Origin of the sequence: Microbacterium oxydans (genome assembly GCF_026559675.1) — a bacterium.
Classification (GTDB): Bacteria; Actinomycetota; Actinomycetes; order Actinomycetales; family Microbacteriaceae; genus Microbacterium; species Microbacterium oxydans_D.
The window spans coordinates 2,226,304-2,245,765 of the sequence record NZ_CP092891.1 but is presented as its reverse complement, the minus strand read 5'-3'; the positions used below and the strand labels follow the sequence as shown (position 1 = coordinate 2,245,765).

Below are 19,462 nucleotides of genomic sequence, written 5' to 3'. Positions count from 1 at the left end.
CCCGCTGCACCGTATACTTGACCGTTACGGGGGCGCTCCGGCCCCAGCGAAAGGCTCTTTCTCGTGGCAATTCTCGAGTTCGTCCTGCAGGTCGTGCTGGGCATCACCAGCGTTCTGCTGACCCTCCTCATCCTCCTGCACAAAGGTCGCGGTGGCGGTCTGTCCGACATGTTCGGCGGCGGCATGACCTCCGCGGTCGGCTCTTCCGGGCTCGCGGAGCGGAACCTGAACCGCTTCACCGTCGTCCTGGCTCTGACGTGGTTCATCTCCATCGTCGCGCTGGGCCTCATCACGAAATTCGAGGTCATCTGATGGCTACCGGTGGAAACGCGATCCGCGGCACCCGCGTGGGCTCCGGCCCCATGGGCGAGCAGGACCACGGCTATCACGCCGACCGCATCGCGGTGTCGTACTGGGACGGCCTCGGCAACGAGACCGTCCGCTACTTCGCCGCCGGTCTTCCCGAAGAGGAGATCCCGGAGACGATCGACCACCCGCAGTCGGGTCTTCCGGCCGGTCGCGACAAGGAGAACCCTCCTGCGCTGGCGAAGGCGGAGCCGTACAAGACGCACCTCGCCTACGTGAAGGAGCGTCGTACCGACGAGGAAGCCGTGCAGCTTCTGGACGACGCGCTCACGCAGCTGCGCGAGCGCCGGGGGCAGTGACCTCGGTCTGACATCGAAGAAGCCGCCGCGAGTGATCGCGGCGGCTTCTTCCGTCTCCGGGCGGGGGCTCAGCGACAGCCGGCGGCCGCGTCGATGTAGTTCTGCGGGGGATAGCCGTAGGCCCAGACGCCGTTGGCGTCATCGGTGTATCCCATGCTGATGGCCCACGCCGTCGCCCACTTCTCGATGCTGTCCTGCGTCGAGGAGTCGTACATGTCCTGGCACTTGACGCTGATGGCATGGCCCACCTCGTGAGCGACGAGGGCCTTGCTCCGCTCGGCCGGCCACTGCTCCGCGACGGAGTTCGAGAGCTCGATGGTCGCCCTGCCCGGATCGTCCCACCACCAGGTGGTGTATCCGCCCATGCTGCCGTCGTAGCCGGCGCCGTTCACCACCGGGGCCCAGTCGAAGTCGAGGAGCACCCCCGGCGCGAGGGAGCGGGCGAAGGCCTCGATCTCGAGTCGGGCACTCCGCAGCGGCCCGGCCTTCTCCGCCATCTCCTCGGACTCGGTCGCCACCACCTGCGCGGCGGCTTCCTGCAGGGCGACGTACACGGCGGCGGAGCCGTCGTCCACGGTCGTCGCCGCGATCGCCTCCGCTGCGGCCGCGCGCAACGCCACCACGGCTTCGTTGCGAGCGGAGAGATGCGCCGCCTCGAAGGCGGGGGCCGCGTCGCCCGCGGCAGTGATGACCCGCGCGCCGCTCTCGGTGATCGCCTCTCGGGCGGAGGTGACGTCTGCGGATGCGGCCGACAGCTCTTCCGCGAGGTCGTCCACGTCGTCGCGGCGCTGATCGAGTTCCGCGGTGGCACCGAACAGCTCCCAGAACCACCCGGGCTTCGTTCCGACGGCGGGGATGCCGACCGCGAGGATCTCGTCCGCCTCCGTGATCGCGGCGGTGCCCTCCTCGGTGGCGGCGGCGAGGGCGGCCTCGACGTCGGCCGCGACCGTGATCGGCCGGTTCTCTCCCGTGAGGATCCGGGTGCCGGCGTCGGTGGTGCTCTGCAGGTACGCCGTGGCTGCGCGGGCCGCCGAGTGCGCTTCATCCGCCGCGTGTGCGGATGCCGTGTACTGCGATGCCGCGCTGTCGTAGCCGAGGTTCGCGAAGAGTTGCGTGACGCAGAGTGCTGCGACCACCGCGGCGCCGCTTCCCAGCCCGATGAGGAGCCCCCGGGGCATCCGTCGCCGCTGTGTCGCAGGGGCGAGGGGGCCGTTCGAGAAACGCGCCGGCAGCTCGTGTCCGCTGCCCGGAAGCGCCGGGGGATGCACGTCGGTGCCCGGCGGGGGAGGGGCGGTCACGTCGTACTCATTCGAAGGGGCCTTCCGGTCGGAGAGCTGCGTCCGTGCTGTCAGCGTAGGGGAGAAGCGCTCCGTGGGCACGCAGAAGGCCCCCACCGTTTCGGTGAGGGCCTTCGTGATCGGAGGGGCTGACGGGAATCGAACCCGCATCATTAGTTTGGAAGACTAAGGCTTTACCACTAAGCTACAGCCCCGGATTCCGAGGAGACCTCGGTTCCGGTCGGAGTGGGAACTCCGGCGTGATCGATCATACCGGACAGTCGGGCGTGCTCTCGTCCGTTAGACTCGGTGGGGCTGAATCTGCGTGCGGATTCCCCGGGGCGTAGCTCAGCTTGGTAGAGCGCCCGCTTTGGGAGCGGGAGGTCGCAGGTTCAACTCCTGTCGCCCCGACACGGCCCCCACGGACCTTACAGCCGCGATACCGCGCGGAAATCACGAGGAGAACACACCAGCATGGCGAACAGCACCGTCGAGAAGCTGACCCCGACCCGGGTCAAGCTCAGCATCACGGTCACCCCGGAAGACCTCAAGCCCAGCATCGCTCACGCGTACGAGCACATCGCTCAGGACGTGCAGATCCCCGGCTTCCGCAAGGGCAAGGTCCCGGCTCCCATCATCGATCAGCGCATCGGCCGCGGAGCGGTCATCGAGCACGCGGTCAACGAGGGCCTGGACAAGTTCTTCCGCGACGCGACCGTCGAGCACAAGCTGCGCGTCGTCGGCCGTCCGGCCGCCGACATCACCCAGTGGCCGAACGAGAAGGACTTCTCGGGCGACCTGCTCGTCGACATCGAGGTGGACGTCCGCCCCGACATCGAGCTGCCCTCCTACGACGGCATCACCGTGACCGTCGACGCCGTCGAGGCCGATGAGGCCGCGCTCGACGCCGAGCTCGACAACATGCGCGCCCGCTTCGGCACGCTGGTCCCGGTCGACCGTCCGGCCGCCAAGGGCGACTTCGTCGAGCTCGACCTCGTCGCCACGATCGACGGTGCCGAGATCGACCGCGCGGAGGGCGTCTCCTACGAGATCGGCTCCGGCGAGCTGCTCGAGGGCATCGACGACGCGATCGAGTCGCTCACCGCGGGTGAGGACACCACGTTCCGCTCCGCACTCGTCGGCGGCGACCACGCCGGTTCCGAGGCCGAGGTCTCCGTGACCGTCAAGGCCGTCAAGGAGCGCGAGCTGCCCGAGGCCGACGACGACTTCGCGCAGATCGCGAGCGAGTTCGACACGATCGCCGAGCTCCGCGAGAGCCTGGCCGAGCGCGTCGCGCAGCAGGGCGTCTTCACGCAGGGCTCCGCCGCGCGCGACAAGCTCGTCGAGACGCTGCTCGAGCAGATCGAGATCCCGGTCCCGCCGCAGCTCATCGAGGACGAGGTGCACAACCACCTCGAGGGCGAAGGCCGTCTCGAGGACGACGTGCACCGCGCCGAGGTCACCGAGGCGAGCGAGAAGCAGTTCCGCACGCAGGTGCTGCTCGACACGATCGCCGAGCAGGCCGACGTGCAGGTCTCGCAGGAGGAGCTCAGCCAGTACCTCATCCAGTCGGCTGCGCAGTACGGCATGGCTCCGCAGGAGTTCGTCGAGGCGCTGCAGTCCTCGAACCAGCTCCCCGCGCTCGTCGGCGAGGTCGCCCGCAACAAGGCCCTCGCGATCGCGCTCGGCAAGGTGAAGGTCGTCGACAGCAACGGCAAGGCCGTCGACCTGTCCGACTTCATCGTCACCGACGACGAGGCCGAGTCCACCGAGGCCGAGGCCGAGGAGAAGCCGGCCAAGAAGGCTTCCGCCAAGAAGCCTGCTGCCAAGAAGGCTCCGGCCAAGAAGGCCGACGAGGCTGACGACGCCGAGAAGCCGGCCGCCGAGAAGCCGGCTGCCAAGAAGCCCGCCGCCAAGAAGGCTCCGGCCAAGAAGGCGGCCGACAAGGCCGAGTGATCGGACACGATCCAGTGAAGAGGGCGGATGCGGAAGCATCCGCCCTCTTTTCCATCCAGGGGAGGGATGACGATGAAGACGTGGGATGAGCGCATCGACGAGGTGTGGGACGACGCGACCGGCGAAGAGGTCGGAGACGACACGATCGCGCGCATCGACGCCCTCGCCGCAGAGCGCGGACCGGACGACGCCCGCGCGGAATTCGAGCGTGCGGGTGCCCGCGACTCCGCCGGCCGTCCGGCGGAGGCCGTGGAGCTCTATCGACGGGCGCTGGCGCTGGGACTCGATGAGGAGCATCGCCCGCAGTGCGTGATCCAGATGGCGAGCTCGCTGCGGAACCTCGGGGAGTACGACGAGGCCCTCGCCGTGATCCGCGCCGAGGAGGAGCTCTCGGCCGACGGTCCGTATCGGGACGCAGTCGCCACGGTCCACGCGCTCATCCTCGCGAGCGCGGGTCGGCCCGCACAGGGTCTCTCCGTGGCGCTGCTGGCGCTCGTGCCGCACCTCCCGCGCTACCACCGGTCGATGACGGCGTACGCGCTCGAGATCGCGGACGCCGACACCTGATATGCCGACGGCGAACACGGCCTGGGCGCTGCGTTGTCGCCGGTAGATTCGAATCACTGAAACACGGAATCAGGAGCTGACATGGCTGCAGAACCCCTCCTCGCAACGAGCGTCTTCGACAGGTTGCTGAAGGACCGCATCATCTGGCTTGGTTCGGAGGTGCGCGACGAGAACGCGAACGAGATCTGCGCGAAGATCCTTCTTCTCGCCGCAGAGGACTCCGAGCGAGACATCTACCTCTACGTGAATTCGCCCGGTGGCTCCATCACCGCCGGCATGGCGATCTACGACACGATGCAGTTCGTGCCGAACGACATCGTCACGGTCGGCATCGGCATGGCCGCCTCGATGGGACAGCTGCTGCTGACCGCCGGCACCAAGGGCAAGCGCTACATCACGCCCAACGCCCGCGTGCTGCTGCACCAGCCCCACGGTGGCTTCGGCGGAACGTCGAGCGACATCCAGACCCAGGCGCAGCTCATCATGTCGATGAAGAACCGCCTCGCCGAGATCACCGCGGCACAGACCGGCAAGTCTGTCGAGCAGATCAACGCCGACGGTGACCGCGACCGCTGGTTCACCGCCGAGGAAGCCCTCGAGTACGGCTTCGTCGACCACATCCGCGAATCGGCCTCCGACGTCATCGGCGGCGGCGGAACCGACCAGGACACCGAGTAACGGAAAGCGAAAGGACGCTCATGTACACACCCACTTTCCGCGCTGCCGGTGACCTGCCCTCCAGCCGTTACGTGCTCCCGCAGTTCGAGGAGCGCACGGCCTACGGCTTCAAGCGTCAGGACCCGTACAACAAGCTGTTCGAAGACCGCGTGATCTTCCTCGGCGTGCAGGTCGACGACGCGTCGGCCGACGACGTGATGGCGCAGCTCCTCGTCCTGGAGAGCCAGGACTCCGAGCGCGACATCACGATGTACATCAACTCGCCCGGTGGCTCGTTCACCGCGATGACGGCGATCTACGACACGATGCAGTACGTCGCGCCGCAGATCCAGACCGTGGTGCTCGGTCAGGCGGCCTCCGCCGCAGCCGTGCTGCTCGCGGCCGGTGCGCCGGGCAAGCGCCTCGCGCTCCCGAATGCCCGAGTGCTCATCCACCAGCCCGCCATGGGCGAGGCGGGGCACGGTCAGGCATCCGACATCGAGATCCAGGCGGCGGAGATCCTCCGCATGCGCACCTGGCTCGAGGAGACCCTGGCCGGTCACACCAAGCGCACCCCGGAGCAGGTGAACCGCGACATCGATCGCGACAACATCCTCTCCGCGGCGCAGGCGCTGGAGTACGGCATCGTCGACCAGGTGCTCACGACGCGCAAGCGCGTCTGACCCGATCGATCCCGGAAGGACGTCCGTCATCACGACGGGCGTCCTTTCGTCGTCTCCGGCGGATGTGCAGCGCCCCGATCGGCGTATGCTCATATGAGCAATCTGACGCGCGAACGCTGTATTCGTCCTACCATGGACGAGGAAGGAGGCTGCCGTGGAAGAAGATCTGCTCATGGTCCGTGTCGCCGAGCTGTACTACGACGAGGACAAGACCCAGGACGAGATCGGCGGACTCCTGAAGATCTCCCGCTGGAAGGTCGGGCGCCTGCTCACCCAGGCCCGCGAACGCGGCATCGTGCGCATCGAGATCGTGCACCCGCGGGCGCGCCGGCTCGGCCTCGAGCGGCTTCTCGTCGACCGGTTCGGACTGACCGATGCCGTCGTGGTGCCGGCGCCCGAAGGCGATGACGGCACCCTCGAGCGCGTGGCGCAGGCCGCCGCCGACTTCCTGACCGCGATGCGCCCGGTCCCTCGGACACTCGGCGTCAGCTGGGGGCGCACGCTGCGCGCGGTCGCCGAGGCGCTCCCGGACGGATGGGCGAACGGCGTGACGGTCGTGCAGCTCAACGGGGGAGTCAGCCTGAACCGTCGCTCCGGCGGCGCTGCGGGACTCGCCGTGACGATCGCTCAGCGCGCCTCCGGTCAGGTCTCGCTGCTGCCGAGCCCCGCGATCCTCGAACGCGTCGAGACCAAGCAGGCCATCGAGTCGGACCGCACCGTGGCGGCCGTCCTGGAAGAGGCCGCGGAGGCGCAGGCGTTCCTGTTCACCGCCGGGCCCTGCGACGCGTCTTCCGCGCATGTCGAGAACGGCTACCTCACGGCGGAGGAGGTCGAGGAGCTGGCGCGGCGCGGTGCCGTCGGCGACGTGCTCGGACGCTACGTCGACGCCGAGGGCAACATCGTCGACTCGCAGCTAGACGCCCGCACGGTCGGCGTCTCGCTCGACCGGCTGCGCGGAGCCACCCGCGCGATCTTCGTCACGGCGGGACCCGCCAAGCACGACATCGCGCGCACTGTCGTGACCAGCGGCCTGTGCGGCGTTCTGGTGACCGATGAGACCACAGCACGAGCATTGTTGGAGGAACAGTGACGACCAAAGAACTGAGCCGCAGGACGGCGGTGGATGTCCTCGGCGGAGAGCCGGACGACGCCACGCTCCGTCGCTTCCTGCACGGACTCCCCGGCGTGGACGCGGTCGGCCTGGAGCAGCGCGCTGCCGGGCTCGGAACCCGTTCGATCAAGACCACGTCGAAGGCATGGGCACTCGACACGATCATCAAGCTGATCGACCTCACGACGCTCGAGGGTGCGGACACCCCCGGCAAGGTGCGCTCGCTCGTCGCCAAGGCGAAGAACCCCGACGCCGCCGATCCCTCGACCCCTCGGGTCGCCGCGGTCTGCGTCTACGGCGACATGGTCAGCGACGCCGTCACGGCCCTCGGCGGCCTGCACGGTGACCCTGACGACGGGCTGATCTCCGTCGCCGCCGTGGCCACGGCGTTCCCCAGCGGACGTGCGTCGCTCGCGATCAAGCTCGCCGACACCGCCGAGGCGGTCGCCGCCGGTGCGGACGAGATCGACATGGTCATCGACCGCGGGGCGTTCCTCTCCGGCCGCTACGGCCTCGTCTACGACCAGATCGCCCAGGTCAAGGAGGCCTGCCGTCGTGAGGACGGCTCGTACGCCTCGCTCAAGGTGATCCTGGAGACGGGCGAGCTGAACACCTACGACAACATCAAGCGCGCCTCGTGGCTCGGCATCCTGGGCGGAGGGGACTTCATCAAGACCTCGACCGGAAAGGTGCAGCCCGCCGCGACGCTCCCGACGACGCTGCTCATGCTGGAGACCGTGCGCGACTGGCACCGCGGCACCGGCGAGCGCATCGGCGTGAAGCCGGCCGGTGGCATCCGCTCCTCGAAGGACGCGGTGAAGTACCTGGTCACTGTCGCCGAGACCGTGGGCGAGGAATGGCTGCAGCCGCACCTCTTCCGCTTCGGCGCCTCCAGCCTTCTCAACGACGTGCTCCTGCAGCGTCAGAAGCTCAGCTCCGGCCACTACTCGGGCCCCGACTACGTCACGATCGACTGACGGGAAGACGAACATGTCATTTCTGGAATACGCTCCCGCACCGGAGTCCACCGCGATCCTGAACCTCAAGGACAGCTACGGCCTGTTCATCGACGGCGAGTTCGTCGACGGCTCCGGCACCCCGTTCACCACGATCTCGCCGGCCACCGAGAAGCACATCGCCGAGATCGCCTCGGCCAGCGATGAGGATGTCGACCGTGCGGTCGCCGCCGCGCGTCGCGCCTACGAGAAGACCTGGTCGAGGATGAGCGGCCGCGACCGCGGGAAGTACCTCTTCCGCATCGCCCGTCTCGTGCAGGAGCGGGCTCGTGAGCTCGCCGTCGCCGAGAGCCTCGACAACGGCAAGCCGATCAAGGAGAGCCGCGACGTCGACGTGCCACTCGTCGCCTCCTGGTTCTTCTACTACGCCGGCTGGGCCGACAAGCTCGATCACGCCGGGCTCGGCGCCAACCCCCGGGCGCTCGGCGTCGCGGGACAGATCATCCCGTGGAACTTCCCGCTGCTGATGCTCGCGTGGAAAATCGCGCCCGCTCTCGCCGCCGGCAACACCGTCGTGCTCAAGCCCGCCGAGACCACCCCGCTGACGGCGCTCATCTTCGCGGAGATCCTGCAGCAGGCCGACCTTCCGGCCGGTGTCGTGAACATCGTGACCGGAGCCGGCGCGACCGGGTCGACGCTCGTCCGTCACCCGGACGTCGACAAGGTGGCCTTCACCGGTTCGACCGGGGTGGGCCGCGACATCGCCCGCGCCGTCGCCGGCACGAAGAAGAAGCTGACGCTGGAGCTCGGCGGCAAGGCCGCGAACATCGTGTTCGACGACGCCCCCATCGACCAGGCGGTCGAAGGCATCGTGAACGGGATCTTCTTCAACCAGGGTCACGTCTGCTGCGCCGGAAGCCGTCTGCTGGTGCAGGAGTCGATCCACGACGAGGTCGTCGACCGGCTCAAGACGCGTCTGTCGACCCTGCGTCTCGGTGACCCGCTCGACAAGAACACCGACATCGGTGCGATCAACTCCGCCGCGCAGCTCGCCCGCATCCGCGAGCTCAGCGACATCGGCGAGGCCGAGGGCGCCGAGCGCTGGACCGCCGACTGCGCGATCCCGGAGCAGGGCTTCTGGTTCGCTCCGACGATCTTCACCGGCGTCGAGGCGTCGCACCGCATCGCTCGGGACGAGGTCTTCGGTCCGGTGCTCTCGGTGCTCACCTTCCGCACGCCCGCCGAGGCGATCGCGAAGGCGAACAACACGCCCTACGGTCTGTCGGCCGGAATCTGGTCGGACAAGGGATCGCGCATCCTCGCCGTGGCCGATCGTCTGCGCGCCGGAGTGATCTGGGCCAACACCTTCAACCGCTTCGACCCGTCGAGCCCGTTCGGCGGCTACAAGGAGTCCGGATTCGGCCGCGAGGGCGGCCGCCAGGGGCTCACCGCCTACCTCCAGGGAGCCGCATCATGAGCAAGCGACTGACCGTCCCCAAGACGTACAAGCTGGCGATCGGCGGGGCTTTCCCGCGGAGCGAGTCCGGCCGGACGTACGAGGTGCTCACCGCCAAGGGCGCCTTCCTCGCGAACGCCGCGAAGGGCTCCCGCAAGGACGCCCGTGACGCCGTGGCGGCCGCGCGCGCCGCCGTCAAGGGCTGGTCCGGTGCGACCGCCTACAACCGCGGTCAGGTGCTCTACCGTGTCGCCGAGGTGCTCGAGGGTCGCCGTGCCCAGTTCATCGACGAGATCTCGGCCCAGGAGGGTGTGTCGTCCTCCGCGGCGGCCGCGCAGGTGGACGACGCCATCGACCTCTGGGTCTGGTACGCCGGATGGTGCGACAAGTACGCGCAGGTCGCGGGCAACGCGAACCCGGTGTCGGGCCCGTACTTCAACATCTCCGTGCCCGAGCCGACCGGTGTCGTGGCGATCGTCGCGCCGCAGGACTCGGCGCTGCTCGGCCTGGTCTCGGTCGTCGCTCCCGCCCTGGTCGCGGGGAACACGGTGGTCGTCGTCGCGAGCGAGCGGCACCCGCTGTCGGCGATCAGCCTCGCCGAGGTCCTGGCCACGAGCGACGTCCCCGGCGGCGTCGTCAACGTGCTCACGGGTTCCCCGGCGGAGATCGCCCCGTGGCTGGCCTCGCATCAGGACGTCAACGCGCTCGACCTGGCCGGCGCAGGCGACCTCGAGTGGGTCGACATGCAGATCGCCGCTGCGGAGACCCTCAAGCGCGTGCTCACGCCGGGTGAGGTCGTCGCCTCGCCGGAGCGGATCGGCGCCTTCACCGAGGTGAAGACCGTCTGGCACACCAAGAGCATGGTCTGACGACCGTCGGAACGAGAGAGGCCCTGCCGCGCATCGCGCTGCAGGGCCTCTTCTCTCGAACTGCCGTTGCGCGAGCGACGCTGTGGTTTCATGGCGGCATGACGATGACGCCACGTCGGAACTCCTCCGCGCTCCTTCCGCTCGTGCTCGCCGGGGCGTTCGTGCTCGGGGGATGTGCCGTGGTGCCGACCGACACCGGCGGTGCAGGGTCTCCGGCCACCTCCGTGCCCACCGCGACCATGGCGTGTCCCGAGAACGACGAGGCCGTGCTTTCCCCGGAATGCGCGCCGTACGACCCCGATCACGCCATGGCGCAGAACGACCGATATCGGGAGCGCATGGAACTCTCGGACGAGGCCGCGGCCGCCGCCGCACAGCCGGTTTCCGACCTGCGTGGGCACCTGGAGACGCTGCGGACGGAGGGGGAGATCTCGATCCGTGCGGTCGAGGCGGCGCTGGGGGAGGTCGGCCTCCTGGACGCCGTGGTCCGCGGGGATGAGCGGGCCGTGGAGTTCGCCGCCACTGCGCCGGAGGGCGGCTGCGTGTTCGGGGAGGTGCGTCCCGACTCGGTCAGCGTCGAGGCGGGCGGCTACATCATGGACGGGGGCTGTCTGCCGGCGCAGTGAGTCCGGATCCGACCGCCGGGGCACGAGCTCACCGCTGCGCCGAACGCAGTCCGCGCCAATGCGGCCCTGTGTCCCATGCACCGGTTAGGCTCGAAGAACGATCTCTGATCCCCCATAGGAGGACGCGCATGGCCCGCATCGGTGAAAGCGCTGACCTGTTCAAATGCTCTTTCTGCGGAAAGAGTCAGAAGCAGGTCCAGCAGCTCATCGCCGGACCCGGCGTGTACATCTGCGACGAGTGCGTCGAGCTGTGCAACGAGATCATCGAGGAGCGGATGGCGGAGTCCTCCGCCGACGGTGTCGCCGAGTTCGAGCTGCCCAAGCCGCGGGAGATCTTCTCGTTCCTCGAGGAGTACGTGGTCGGCCAGGAGCCCGCCAAGCGGGCACTCTCGGTCGCCGTCTACAACCACTACAAGCGCGTGCGCGCGCACGGAACGCTCCAGACCGCGGAGCAGCGGGCCGAAGAGGTCGAGATCGCGAAGAGCAACATCCTGCTCATCGGTCCGACCGGCTGTGGCAAGACCTATCTCGCGCAGACGCTCGCCAAGCGTCTGAACGTGCCGTTCGCCGTCGCCGATGCCACCGCGCTCACCGAGGCGGGCTACGTCGGAGAAGACGTCGAGAACATCCTCCTCAAGCTCATCCAGGCCGCGGACTACGACGTCAAGCGCGCTGAACAGGGCATCATCTACATCGACGAGGTCGACAAGATCGCCCGCAAGGCCGAGAACCCGTCGATCACGCGCGACGTGTCGGGCGAGGGCGTGCAGCAGGCGCTGCTGAAGATCATCGAGGGCACGGTCGCCTCGGTGCCGCCGCAGGGCGGACGCAAGCACCCGCACCAGGAGTTCCTGCAGATCGACACCTCGAACGTGCTGTTCATCGTGGCCGGAGCCTTCGCCGGCCTGGAGGACATCGTGTCGGCACGCGTCGGCAAGCACGGCATCGGCTTCGGCGCCCCGCTGCACGACAAGGGCAAGGACCTCGATCTCTTCAGCGAGGTGCTGCCGGAGGACCTGCACAAGTTCGGCCTGATCCCCGAGTTCATCGGGCGTCTGCCCGTCGTGACCTCGGTCTCGCCGCTCGACCAGGCCGCACTCATCGACATCCTCACCGGACCGCGCAACGCCCTGGTGAAGCAGTATCAGCGCATGTTCGAGATCGACGGCGTGCAGCTGGAGTTCGAAGAGGATGCGCTGCGATCGATCGCCGACCTCGCCGTCGAGCGCAAGACGGGCGCCCGTGGCCTCCGGGCCATCCTGGAAGACGTCCTCGGACCGATCATGTTCGAGATCCCGTCCGCCGAAGACGTCGCCAAGGTGATCGTCACACGTGCGGCCGTCGACGAGGGCGCACCGCCCACCATCGTGATGGAGCGCAAGCGCAAGAGCGCGTGAGCGTCGCGCATCCCCGCCGGTCCCGTCCTCACGCCAGGGGCATGAGGAGGTCGGTGCGCAGTTCGGCGGGAGTCGTGCTCGGATCGGAGACGTACACCTCGATCCAGACGCCGCCGGGACGCAGCCCCTCCGCGCCGGCGCGCTCGACGAGTCCGCCCCAGCCGGAGCCGAGCTCCTCGTAGGAGCCGAACAGCGTCGTCGCGACAGCCGGTCCCGCCGGCAGAGCCGACGCGACGATCACGGTGCCGGTCGCCGTGGGGATCGGGTTCTCCGGCGGGGACTGCACCGGGAAGCCGAGCTCGAGGTCGAAGACGTCCATCGGGTCGCCGTGGTACACCGCGAGCGCGGGGCCGGTCGGGACCAGCGCGCCGCCCGCGAAGTGCAGAGCGATCGCCGCATAGCCCGCGTCGAAGGCGTCCTGGATGTCGGCGAGGCGGATGCCCTGGTGACGGATGACCGCGAGGGGCACGGCCTCGAGGTCGAGGCGGTCGACGGGGCCGAACGGAGCGTCGGGGAATGCGTTCATGCGCTCAGGTTCTCACGCGGAGCGGGTCTCGTCCATCGGCGGTTCGCTCGGCGGTCGAGGTCAGGCCGCAGGAGCCAGTTCCGCGATGAGCAGGGTGTCGTGTCCGTCGCTCCACTCCTCGTGCCGCCACACGACGAAGCCGAGCGCCGCGAAGGTCGCGGTCAGCACCGCGGCGCCCGCGTAGGGTTCGTGGTCTCGGGGATACGGGCGCTCAGGCGACGGCGGGTGCGCGGCGTGAGCGGTCGAGGTGGTCGACACGAAGCTGGCGGTCACGAGGCGGCCACCCGCGCGCAGGAGTCGGTGCCACTCGGCGGCGGCACGCTCCACGTCGGGGATGATGTGGAGCGCCGTCACACAGGTGATCAGATCGACGGATCCGTCGGGAAGCGGGACCCTGCTCGCGTCGGCCACGAGCCACTCCGCGGTGGGGAGCTCCGCCCGGGCGACTGCCAGCATCCCCGGCGAGATGTCCGCGCCGATCAGGTGCAGGTCCGGCGCACGCTCGGCGAGCGCCCGCAGCACGAGTCCGGTCCCGGTGGCGACGTCGAGCACGTCGTCGAGGCTCTCCGTCTCGATGAAGGCCGCCACCGCCGCAGCGAGGTCCCGATGCATCGTGCTCTCGTCGTAGGTGGCGGCCCGCTCATCGAACGCCTCGCTGATGGCCGTCAGCGCATCGTCCATGGGGAGCCTCAGGATTCGAGTCCGCGCCGCTTGAGCAGCGGCTCGATCTCGGCGTCGCGTCCGCGGAAGTCGCGGTAGGCCTCCAGGGGATCCTTCGACCCGCCCACGCCGAGGAGACGATCGCGGAACCGATCGCCGTTCTCGCGCGTGAGTCCGCCGTTCTCGCGGAACCAGTCGACCGTGTCCGCGTCGAGCACCTCGCTCCAGATGTAGGAGTAGTAGCCCGCGCTGTAGCCGCCCGAGAAGACGTGCGCGAAGTACGTCGAGGAGTAGCGCGTGGGGACGGCCGGGTCGTCCAGCCCGATGTCGGCGAGCGCGGCCGCCTCGAACGCGGCGACGTCGTCGACCGTCGCATCCGTGGAGAGTCGGTGCCAGGCCTGGTCGAGCCACGCGGCGGCCAGGTACTCGCTGGTCGCATGGCCCTGGTCGAAGGTCTCCGTGGCGCGCAGGCGTTCGACGATGGCCGGATCGAGCGGCTCGCCGGTCTCGTGGTGGCGGGCGTAGTCGTCGAGGACCTCGGGCCACAGGATCCACATCTCGTTCACCTGGCTCGGGAACTCCACGAAGTCCCGGAAGACGTTGGTCCCGGCGAAGTGCGGGTACGTCACGGTGGCGAAGAGCCCGTGCAGCGCGTGCCCGAACTCGTGGAACAGGGTCGTGACCTCATCGAGCGTCAGCAGCGTCGGCTCTCCGTCGCCGGGGAGCGGCACGTTCAGGTTGTTGACGACGACGGGCGCCGTACCGCGCAGGCGCGACTGGCTCACGATGGGGTTCATCCACGCACCACCGCGCTTGGAGTCGCGGGTGTACAGATCGAGGATGTAGAGCCCGACCGGGGATCCGTCGGCGTTGCGTACCTCGAACACCCGAGCGCCCGGGTGGTACGCCGCGAGGTCTTCGCGCTCGGAGAAGGTGACGCCGTACAGGCGCGTCGCCGCGGAGAACACGCCGTCCTGCAGGACCCGTTCCGCCTCGAACCAGGGCCGCAGCGCGCTGGAGTCGATGTCGTATCGGGCGGTGCGGACGCGCTCGGTGTAGTACGCCCAGTCGTGGGCCTCGACCGCGAACGGTTCCGCCTCGGTCTCGTCGATGATCTTCTGGAGCGCGGCCCGCTCGGCGCGGGCGTTGCGGGCGGCGGGGGCCGCGAGCCGGCGCAGCATCTGCTCCACGGCGTCGGGGTTCCCTGCGGTCTCGTCGGCGGTCACGTAGGCGGCGTGCGAATCGTAGCCGAGGAGGGCGGCGCGCTCCGCGCGCAGACGCACGATCTCGAGCAGGACGGACCGGTTGTCGTTCGCGTTGCCCCGAGAGGCGCGCGCCAGCGAGGCGGCCATGATGCGTCGTCGCGACTCCCGCACGCGCAGCTGCGCGAGCGCAGGGTGTCCGGTGAACAGCGGCAGCGTCACGAGGAGCTTGCCGTCGAGCCCGCGCTCGGTCGCCGCGCGCGCCGCTGCCGACAGCTCGCCCGGGTTCAGGCCCTCCAACTCGGCGGGGGAGTCGAACACCACCGCGAGGTCGTTCGTGTCGTTCAGGAGGTTGCGCTCGAACGTGTTGGTCAGCGTCGACAGTCGCTGGTTCAGGGCGGTGAGCTGTGCCTTGGCGTCCTTGTCGAGACCGGCTCCGGCGTGCGTCATCTCGCGGTGGTGCCGCTCCACCAGGTAGCGCTGCTCCGAGTCGAGCTCGAGCGTGTCGAGCTGCTCGTGCACCTGCTTCACCCGCCAGTACAGCTGGCCGTCGAGCGTGATCGCGTCCTGGTGCGCCGCCATGAGCGGAGCGAGCTGCTCGTCGATCTCCTGGATCTCGGGTGTGGCGTCTGCGGAGCTGACCGTGTAGAAGGCATGCGCCACGCGGTCGAGCAGCTCTCCCGAGCGCTCCAGCGCCTCGAAGGTGTTCTCGAAGGTCGGCATCGACCGCACCATCGTGATGCGCGCGATCTCGCCGAGGTGCTCCTCGAACGCCGCCTGGAACGCCGGGAGGTAGTGCTCGGGCCGGATCGCACGATAGTCGGGGAGTCCGTAGGGGAGAGTCGACGGCTGCAGCAGCGGATTCGTGGCATCGGTCATCCTCCGAGCCTAACCACCGACGCGCTCCCCGTTCCGGAACCGTCGGCGCTCGGGCGCGTCATCGGCCGCCGTCGGATGTGAATGCAAAGAAATGCTTGCAAAGAAGTCTTTGCAACGGTATCTTTGCATGCATGACGGATCAGACGCAGGTACGGACCCTCGATGCGGGGGCGCTCAAGGCTCTCGCACACCCGCTGCGTGTGCGGATCTTCGATCTGCTGGCGTCCCGCGGCCCCCAGACCGCCAGCTCGCTCGCGGCCCTGCTGGGGGAGACCTCGGGGTCGACCAGCTATCACCTGCGTGCGCTCGCTGCTCACGACCTCATCCAGGAGGTCGACGGTCGGGGAACCGGTCGCGAGCGGTGGTGGGAGCGTCCCCGCGGACGCATCGACGTGCCGGGGCCGGATGACATGACCTCACCGGCGAACCGCGCGGCCGCGCAGATCGTGAACGCGGAGTTCTTCCGTCTCCGTCACGAGACGCTGATGTCGTACATGAACCGCCCGCAGTCCGAGGTGCCGGAGGCATGGCGCGACAGCGGCATCATCATCACGACCCACCTCGACATCACCCCGGAGCAGGCCAAGTCGCTCCGGGAGGAGCTCGAGGCGATCGTGGAGAGCGCCATGGAGCGCTACCGCGGACAGACCGGCCCCGATGTGCGTCGCGTCTCCCTCCGCACCGAGCTGTTCGACCTTCCGACGCCTCCGGCCGCGACGCCCGGGGCGGGAGATGCCCGGGAGGAATCATGACCAGCGCAACGCTTCACCTGGTGTCCCCGACGCAGACCGAGCGGAGTCTGCTCCAGCTGGCCGAACACCTCACAGCCATGGTCGAGCGGCGCATCGCCCGACGTGCGGAGCGGCGTGTTCTCGCACTCGACCTGCTGCGCGAACAGCAGGCGCGCAGGGAGGACCCGCGGGACTTCTCCCGCGCCCTCGCCCAGCTCGACCTGCCCCGGTGGCGGTGACGGCGCCCGCCGTCACCCGCGTCAGTCCTCGAACGGACGGGCGATGATATCGCCGGAGGCGGTCTGGAAGACCTCCCAGCCGGCGTCGAGCTCCGCGATCGCGCGGCCCTCGAGCCAGGTCAGCGTCCAGTGCCCGGTGAGGCCCTTGGCCTCGACCTCGGCGATGGCCGGGCGCAGGGACGCCGGGACCGAGGCCGGAGCCTCGGATCCCGCCGCCCATCGCGTGCCCAGCTGCATCAGGACGCCTCGATCGGAGCGAGCTCGATCGCGGTGACCGCGAACTCGTCCGCCTCGCTGAACTCGAGCTCGGCGATGCGGCCGACGGCCCGGAGGTCGTCCGCGGCGGCGCGCAGCGCGTCGAGCTTCGTGGCCGGAGCCGAGATCGCGGCGCGGGAGACCGGGGTCTTCTGCGAGGCCTTCGCCTCCGTCTTCGCCCGACGGATGCCGATCAGCGCCTCGCTGGCGGCCGCGAGGACGGCGGGGTCGCCGTCGATGCCGAGCGGCGTGGGCCATGCGGCCGTGTGCACGGAGCCCTCCTCGAACCAGGACCACGACTCCTCGGCGGCGAACGAGAGCACCGGCGCCAGCAGGCGGAGCAGCGTCGACAGGGCGAGGCGGAGCGAGAGCGCGGCGGATGCCTGCCCCACGTCGGCCTGGTTGTAGGCCCGCTCCTTCACGAGCTCGAGGTAGTCGTCGCAGAACGTCCAGAAGAACGCCTCGGTGAGCTCCAGCGCCCGCGCGGCGTCGTAGCGGTCGAACGCCTTCGTCGCCTCGGTGACCACGCCGTCCAGGGCGGTGAGCATCGACGCGTCCAGGGCGTGCGTGACCTGGGCGCCCTCGGGGGCCGGGAACGACAGCACGAACTTCGCGGCGTTGAGCACCTTGATCGCCAGACGGCGGCCGATCTTCACCTGCGTCGGGTTCTGCGGGTCGAACGCGGCGTCCATGCCCAGACGGCTCGACGCGGCCCAGTAGCGGACGGCATCCGAGCCGTGCGCCTCGAGGACGTCGGCCGGGGTGACCACGTTGCCCTTCGACTTCGACATTTTCTTGCGGTCGGGGTCGACGATGAAGCCGGAGATCGCGGCGTTGCGCCACGGCGTCCGGTCGTCCTCGAGCGTCGAACGCAGCATCGTCGAGAAGAGCCACGTGCGGATGATGTCCTGGCCCTGCGGACGCAGGTCGAACGGCGCCGTCAGCTGCCACAGCTCCTCGTCGCGCTGCCATCCGCCGGCCAGCTGCGGGGTGAGGGACGACGTCGCCCAGGTGTCGAGGATGTCGGCCTCGGCCTCGAATCCGCCGGCCACGCCGCGCTGGTCCTCCGTGTATCCGGCGGGGACATCGGTCGTCGGGTCGATCGGGAGGGCTGCCGCATCGGGCGTGAGCACGCGGTCGTAGTCGCGCTCGCCGTTCTCGTCGAGGCCGTACCAGAGGGGGATCGGCACGCCGAAGAAGCGCTGGCGGGACACGAGCCAGTCGCCGGTCAGGCCGCCGACCCAGTTCTCGTAGCGGACCCGCATGAACTCCGGGTGCCAGGCGAGCTCCTGACCGTGGGCGAGCAGCTTGTCGCGCAGCTCGCCGTCGCGGGCGCCGTTGCGGATGTACCACTGACGGGTCGACACGATCTCGAGCGGACGGTCGCCCTTCTCGAAGAACTTGACGGCGTGCTGGAACGGCTTGCCGACCGCGGTCATGTCGCCGGTCTCCTGCAGCTTCTCCACGATGGCCTTGCGCGCGCTGAAGACGGTCTTGCCCGCGAGCTCGGCGGTGTACCAGGCGATCGCGTCCGGGTTCTCGACCGATGCGGGGGCCTCGGGCAGGAAGCGCCCGTCCAGGCCGATCGTGGTCATGTTCGGCAGCGGCTCGTTCTCGGTGGTGCGCAGCTCGCGCCACCACACGATGTCGGTCACGTCGCCGAAGGTGCAGACCATCGCCGCTCCCGTGCCCTTGTCGGGCTGCGCGAGGTGGTGGCCGTGGATCTCGATCTCCGCGCCGAAGAACGGCGTCGTCACCTTGGTGCCGATGAGGTGCTTGTGCGGCCCCTCGGGGTGCGTCACGAGGGCGATGCACGCGGGCAGCAGCTCCGGACGGGTGGTGTCGATCGCGAGGGATCCCGATCCGTCCGCGAAGGGGAACTCGATCGTGTGATAGGCCGCCTGCTGGTCGCGGTCCTCGAGCTCGGCCTGCGCGATGGCGGAGCGGAAGTCGATGTCCCAGAGCGTCGGAGCCAGCGCCTGGTACGCCTCGCCCCGCTCGATGTTGCGCAGGAACGCGAGCTGGCTCTGACGGATGGTGTCGTCCGAGATCGTGCGGTAGGTCTGGGTCCAGTCCACGCTCAGCCCGAGCTGACGGAACAGCGCCTCGAACTGCTTCTCGTCCTCTATCGTGAGGCGCTCGCAGAGCTCGATGAAGTTGCGGCGGCTGATCGGCTGCTGGTCGGCCGCGCGACTCGACTTGTTGTCGCCGCCCTCGAACGGGGGAGTGAAGTCGGGGTCGTAGGGGAGCGACGGGTCGCAGCGCACGCCGTAGTAGTTCTGCACGCGGCGCTCGGTCGGCAGGCCGTTGTCGTCCCAGCCCATCGGATAGAACACGGTCTTGCCGCGCATGCGCTCGTAGCGGGCCTTCACGTCGGTGTGCGTGTAAGAGAACACGTGTCCGATGTGCAGGCTGCCGGAGGCCGTCGGCGGCGGGGTGTCGATCGAGTACACGCCCTCGCGCCCGGCCTGTGCGGCGCGCAGGCGGTCGAACAGGTACGTGCCCTGCTCCGCCCAGGCGGCGTCCCACTTCGCTTCGAGACCTTCGAGTGCGGGCTTGTCGGGAATCTGGTTCTGCGCAGGCATGGAGGTCTCCTCGAGCGATGTATGCGGCACTGTGTGAGCGTGCCTGAGTGTGGGTTGTGCCGACCAGTCTACCGAGCGTCGTCAGGGAGGGCCGCCGCCACAGATCGACCCAGTCCAACAATCCGCCGTAGGATGGATTCATCCCGACCCGTTCGTCCTGAGGAA

Annotated in this window: 20 protein-coding genes and 2 tRNA genes; 15 read left to right on the top strand and 7 right to left on the bottom strand. The window is 69.1% G+C overall.

Annotated elements, in window-relative coordinates; all coding sequences use genetic code 11:
- Window positions 1-63 precede the first annotated feature (63 nt).
- Both secG and MME74_RS10790 read left to right on the top strand, forming a co-directional pair.
- A complete protein-coding gene (secG, locus tag MME74_RS10795) occupies window positions 64-312 on the top strand; it encodes a preprotein translocase subunit SecG (RefSeq protein WP_047524024.1) in 249 nt (82 codons plus the stop codon).
- The gene (locus tag MME74_RS10790; RefSeq protein WP_017830291.1) at window positions 312-665 is read left to right on the top strand and encodes an RNA polymerase-binding protein RbpA; all 354 of its coding nucleotides are present in this window, start codon (window positions 312-314) and stop codon (window positions 663-665) included. Before secG ends, MME74_RS10790 begins: the two co-directional genes overlap by 1 nt.
- A gap of 68 nt (window positions 666-733) precedes the next feature.
- Here MME74_RS10790 and MME74_RS10785 read toward each other — a convergent pair whose 3' ends face one another.
- Complete coding sequence (locus tag MME74_RS10785; RefSeq protein WP_267415016.1) at window positions 734-1,963, bottom strand: hypothetical protein; 1,230 nt, start codon at window positions 1,961-1,963, stop codon at window positions 734-736.
- 123 nt (window positions 1,964-2,086) lie between these two features.
- Window positions 2,087-2,157 (bottom strand) — tRNA-Gly (locus MME74_RS10780).
- Window positions 2,158-2,279: 122 nt separating this feature from the next.
- On the opposite strand from MME74_RS10780, the gene MME74_RS10775 reads away from it, so the two are divergent.
- From MME74_RS10775 to clpX, 11 genes are all read left to right on the top strand, one after another.
- Window positions 2,280-2,353, top strand: a tRNA-Pro gene (locus MME74_RS10775).
- Between the two features lie 63 nt (window positions 2,354-2,416).
- Window positions 2,417-3,898, top strand: a complete 1,482-nt coding sequence (gene tig / locus MME74_RS10770; RefSeq protein ID WP_267415015.1) for a trigger factor — start codon at window positions 2,417-2,419, stop codon at window positions 3,896-3,898.
- A gap of 72 nt (window positions 3,899-3,970) precedes the next feature.
- Complete coding sequence (locus MME74_RS10765) at window positions 3,971-4,465, top strand: tetratricopeptide repeat protein (RefSeq protein WP_267415014.1); 495 nt, start codon at window positions 3,971-3,973, stop codon at window positions 4,463-4,465.
- Between the two features lie 81 nt (window positions 4,466-4,546).
- A complete protein-coding gene (locus tag MME74_RS10760) occupies window positions 4,547-5,143 on the top strand; it encodes an ATP-dependent Clp protease proteolytic subunit (RefSeq protein WP_017830295.1) in 597 nt (198 codons plus the stop codon).
- Between the two features lie 20 nt (window positions 5,144-5,163).
- On the top strand, window positions 5,164-5,805 hold the full coding sequence (locus tag MME74_RS10755; RefSeq protein WP_029261627.1) for an ATP-dependent Clp protease proteolytic subunit: 642 nt from the start codon (window positions 5,164-5,166) through the stop codon (window positions 5,803-5,805).
- A 154-nt stretch (window positions 5,806-5,959) separates the two neighbouring features.
- Window positions 5,960-6,895, top strand: coding sequence for a sugar-binding transcriptional regulator (locus MME74_RS10750; RefSeq protein WP_267415013.1), 936 nt, complete (start codon window positions 5,960-5,962; stop codon window positions 6,893-6,895).
- Window positions 6,892-7,893 carry a deoxyribose-phosphate aldolase gene (gene deoC, locus MME74_RS10745; RefSeq protein ID WP_267415012.1) on the top strand — a complete coding sequence of 334 codons (1,002 nt, stop codon included), beginning with the start codon at window positions 6,892-6,894 and terminating at the stop codon, window positions 7,891-7,893. The genes MME74_RS10750 and deoC overlap by 4 nt, the downstream gene beginning before the upstream one ends.
- Window positions 7,894-7,906: 13 nt before the next feature.
- Window positions 7,907-9,349, top strand: coding sequence for an aldehyde dehydrogenase family protein (locus tag MME74_RS10740; protein WP_267415011.1), 1,443 nt, complete (start codon window positions 7,907-7,909; stop codon window positions 9,347-9,349).
- Window positions 9,346-10,197: an aldehyde dehydrogenase family protein gene (locus MME74_RS10735; RefSeq protein ID WP_267415010.1), complete on the top strand. Its 852-nt coding sequence runs from the start codon at window positions 9,346-9,348 to the stop codon at window positions 10,195-10,197. The genes MME74_RS10740 and MME74_RS10735 overlap by 4 nt, the downstream gene beginning before the upstream one ends.
- A gap of 98 nt (window positions 10,198-10,295) precedes the next feature.
- The gene (locus MME74_RS10730) at window positions 10,296-10,823 is read left to right on the top strand and encodes a hypothetical protein (protein ID WP_267415009.1); all 528 of its coding nucleotides are present in this window, start codon (window positions 10,296-10,298) and stop codon (window positions 10,821-10,823) included.
- Between the two features lie 128 nt (window positions 10,824-10,951).
- The gene (gene clpX / locus MME74_RS10725) at window positions 10,952-12,220 is read left to right on the top strand and encodes an ATP-dependent Clp protease ATP-binding subunit ClpX (protein ID WP_267415008.1); all 1,269 of its coding nucleotides are present in this window, start codon (window positions 10,952-10,954) and stop codon (window positions 12,218-12,220) included.
- Window positions 12,221-12,248: 28 nt separating this feature from the next.
- Here clpX and MME74_RS10720 read toward each other — a convergent pair whose 3' ends face one another.
- The 3 genes from MME74_RS10720 to MME74_RS10710 are packed head-to-tail and all read right to left on the bottom strand — an operon-like array spanning window position 12,249 to window position 15,487.
- Entirely contained in the window at window positions 12,249-12,746 is a 498-nt protein-coding gene (locus MME74_RS10720; RefSeq protein ID WP_267415007.1) for a GyrI-like domain-containing protein, read from the bottom strand.
- 60 nt (window positions 12,747-12,806) lie between these two features.
- The gene (locus MME74_RS10715) at window positions 12,807-13,427 is read right to left on the bottom strand and encodes a class I SAM-dependent methyltransferase (protein ID WP_267415006.1); all 621 of its coding nucleotides are present in this window, start codon (window positions 13,425-13,427) and stop codon (window positions 12,807-12,809) included.
- 8 nt (window positions 13,428-13,435) lie between these two features.
- Entirely contained in the window at window positions 13,436-15,487 is a 2,052-nt protein-coding gene (locus MME74_RS10710) for a M3 family metallopeptidase (RefSeq protein ID WP_267415005.1), read from the bottom strand.
- Between the two features lie 131 nt (window positions 15,488-15,618).
- Here MME74_RS10710 and MME74_RS10705 point away from each other — a divergent pair, with 131 nt between their 5' ends.
- Window positions 15,619-16,239 (top strand): ArsR/SmtB family transcription factor, encoded by a 621-nt coding sequence (locus tag MME74_RS10705; RefSeq protein WP_267415004.1) that lies wholly within the window; start codon window positions 15,619-15,621, stop codon window positions 16,237-16,239.
- Window positions 16,236-16,457, top strand: coding sequence for a hypothetical protein (locus tag MME74_RS10700; RefSeq protein WP_267415003.1), 222 nt, complete (start codon window positions 16,236-16,238; stop codon window positions 16,455-16,457). Before MME74_RS10705 ends, MME74_RS10700 begins: the two co-directional genes overlap by 4 nt.
- A gap of 21 nt (window positions 16,458-16,478) precedes the next feature.
- Here the strand turns inward: MME74_RS10700 and MME74_RS10695 are convergent, their stop codons facing one another.
- Together MME74_RS10695 and valS are read right to left on the bottom strand one after the other, a co-directional pair.
- Window positions 16,479-16,694, bottom strand: coding sequence for a hypothetical protein (locus tag MME74_RS10695; protein WP_267415002.1), 216 nt, complete (start codon window positions 16,692-16,694; stop codon window positions 16,479-16,481).
- Window positions 16,694-19,297: a valine--tRNA ligase gene (gene valS, locus MME74_RS10690; RefSeq protein WP_267415001.1), complete on the bottom strand. Its 2,604-nt coding sequence runs from the start codon at window positions 19,295-19,297 to the stop codon at window positions 16,694-16,696. Before valS ends, MME74_RS10695 begins: the two co-directional genes overlap by 1 nt.
- Window positions 19,298-19,462 lie beyond the last annotated feature (165 nt).

Bases quoted from the DNA above. Each gene is read 5' to 3' on its own strand.
- MME74_RS10790 (WP_017830291.1), top strand. From the start codon at position 312: ATGGCTACCGGTGGAAACGCGATCCGCGGCACCCGCGTGGGCTCCGGC.
- tig (WP_267415015.1), top strand. From the start codon at position 2,417: ATGGCGAACAGCACCGTCGAGAAGCTGACCCCGACCCGGGTCAAGCTC.
- MME74_RS10765 (WP_267415014.1), top strand. From the start codon at position 3,971: ATGAAGACGTGGGATGAGCGCATCGACGAGGTGTGGGACGACGCGACC.
- MME74_RS10760 (WP_017830295.1), top strand. From the start codon at position 4,547: ATGGCTGCAGAACCCCTCCTCGCAACGAGCGTCTTCGACAGGTTGCTG.
- MME74_RS10755 (WP_029261627.1), top strand. From the start codon at position 5,164: ATGTACACACCCACTTTCCGCGCTGCCGGTGACCTGCCCTCCAGCCGT.
- MME74_RS10740 (WP_267415011.1), top strand. From the start codon at position 7,907: ATGTCATTTCTGGAATACGCTCCCGCACCGGAGTCCACCGCGATCCTG.
- MME74_RS10735 (WP_267415010.1), top strand. From the start codon at position 9,346: ATGAGCAAGCGACTGACCGTCCCCAAGACGTACAAGCTGGCGATCGGC.
- MME74_RS10730 (WP_267415009.1), top strand. From the start codon at position 10,296: ATGACGATGACGCCACGTCGGAACTCCTCCGCGCTCCTTCCGCTCGTG.
- clpX (WP_267415008.1), top strand. From the start codon at position 10,952: ATGGCCCGCATCGGTGAAAGCGCTGACCTGTTCAAATGCTCTTTCTGC.
- MME74_RS10720 (WP_267415007.1), bottom strand. From the start codon at position 12,746: ATGAACGCATTCCCCGACGCTCCGTTCGGCCCCGTCGACCGCCTCGAC.
- MME74_RS10715 (WP_267415006.1), bottom strand. From the start codon at position 13,427: ATGGACGATGCGCTGACGGCCATCAGCGAGGCGTTCGATGAGCGGGCC.
- MME74_RS10710 (WP_267415005.1), bottom strand. From the start codon at position 15,487: ATGACCGATGCCACGAATCCGCTGCTGCAGCCGTCGACTCTCCCCTAC.
- MME74_RS10705 (WP_267415004.1), top strand. From the start codon at position 15,619: ATGACGGATCAGACGCAGGTACGGACCCTCGATGCGGGGGCGCTCAAG.
- MME74_RS10700 (WP_267415003.1), top strand. From the start codon at position 16,236: ATGACCAGCGCAACGCTTCACCTGGTGTCCCCGACGCAGACCGAGCGG.
- MME74_RS10695 (WP_267415002.1), bottom strand. From the start codon at position 16,694: ATGCAGCTGGGCACGCGATGGGCGGCGGGATCCGAGGCTCCGGCCTCG.
- valS (WP_267415001.1), bottom strand. From the start codon at position 19,297: ATGCCTGCGCAGAACCAGATTCCCGACAAGCCCGCACTCGAAGGTCTC.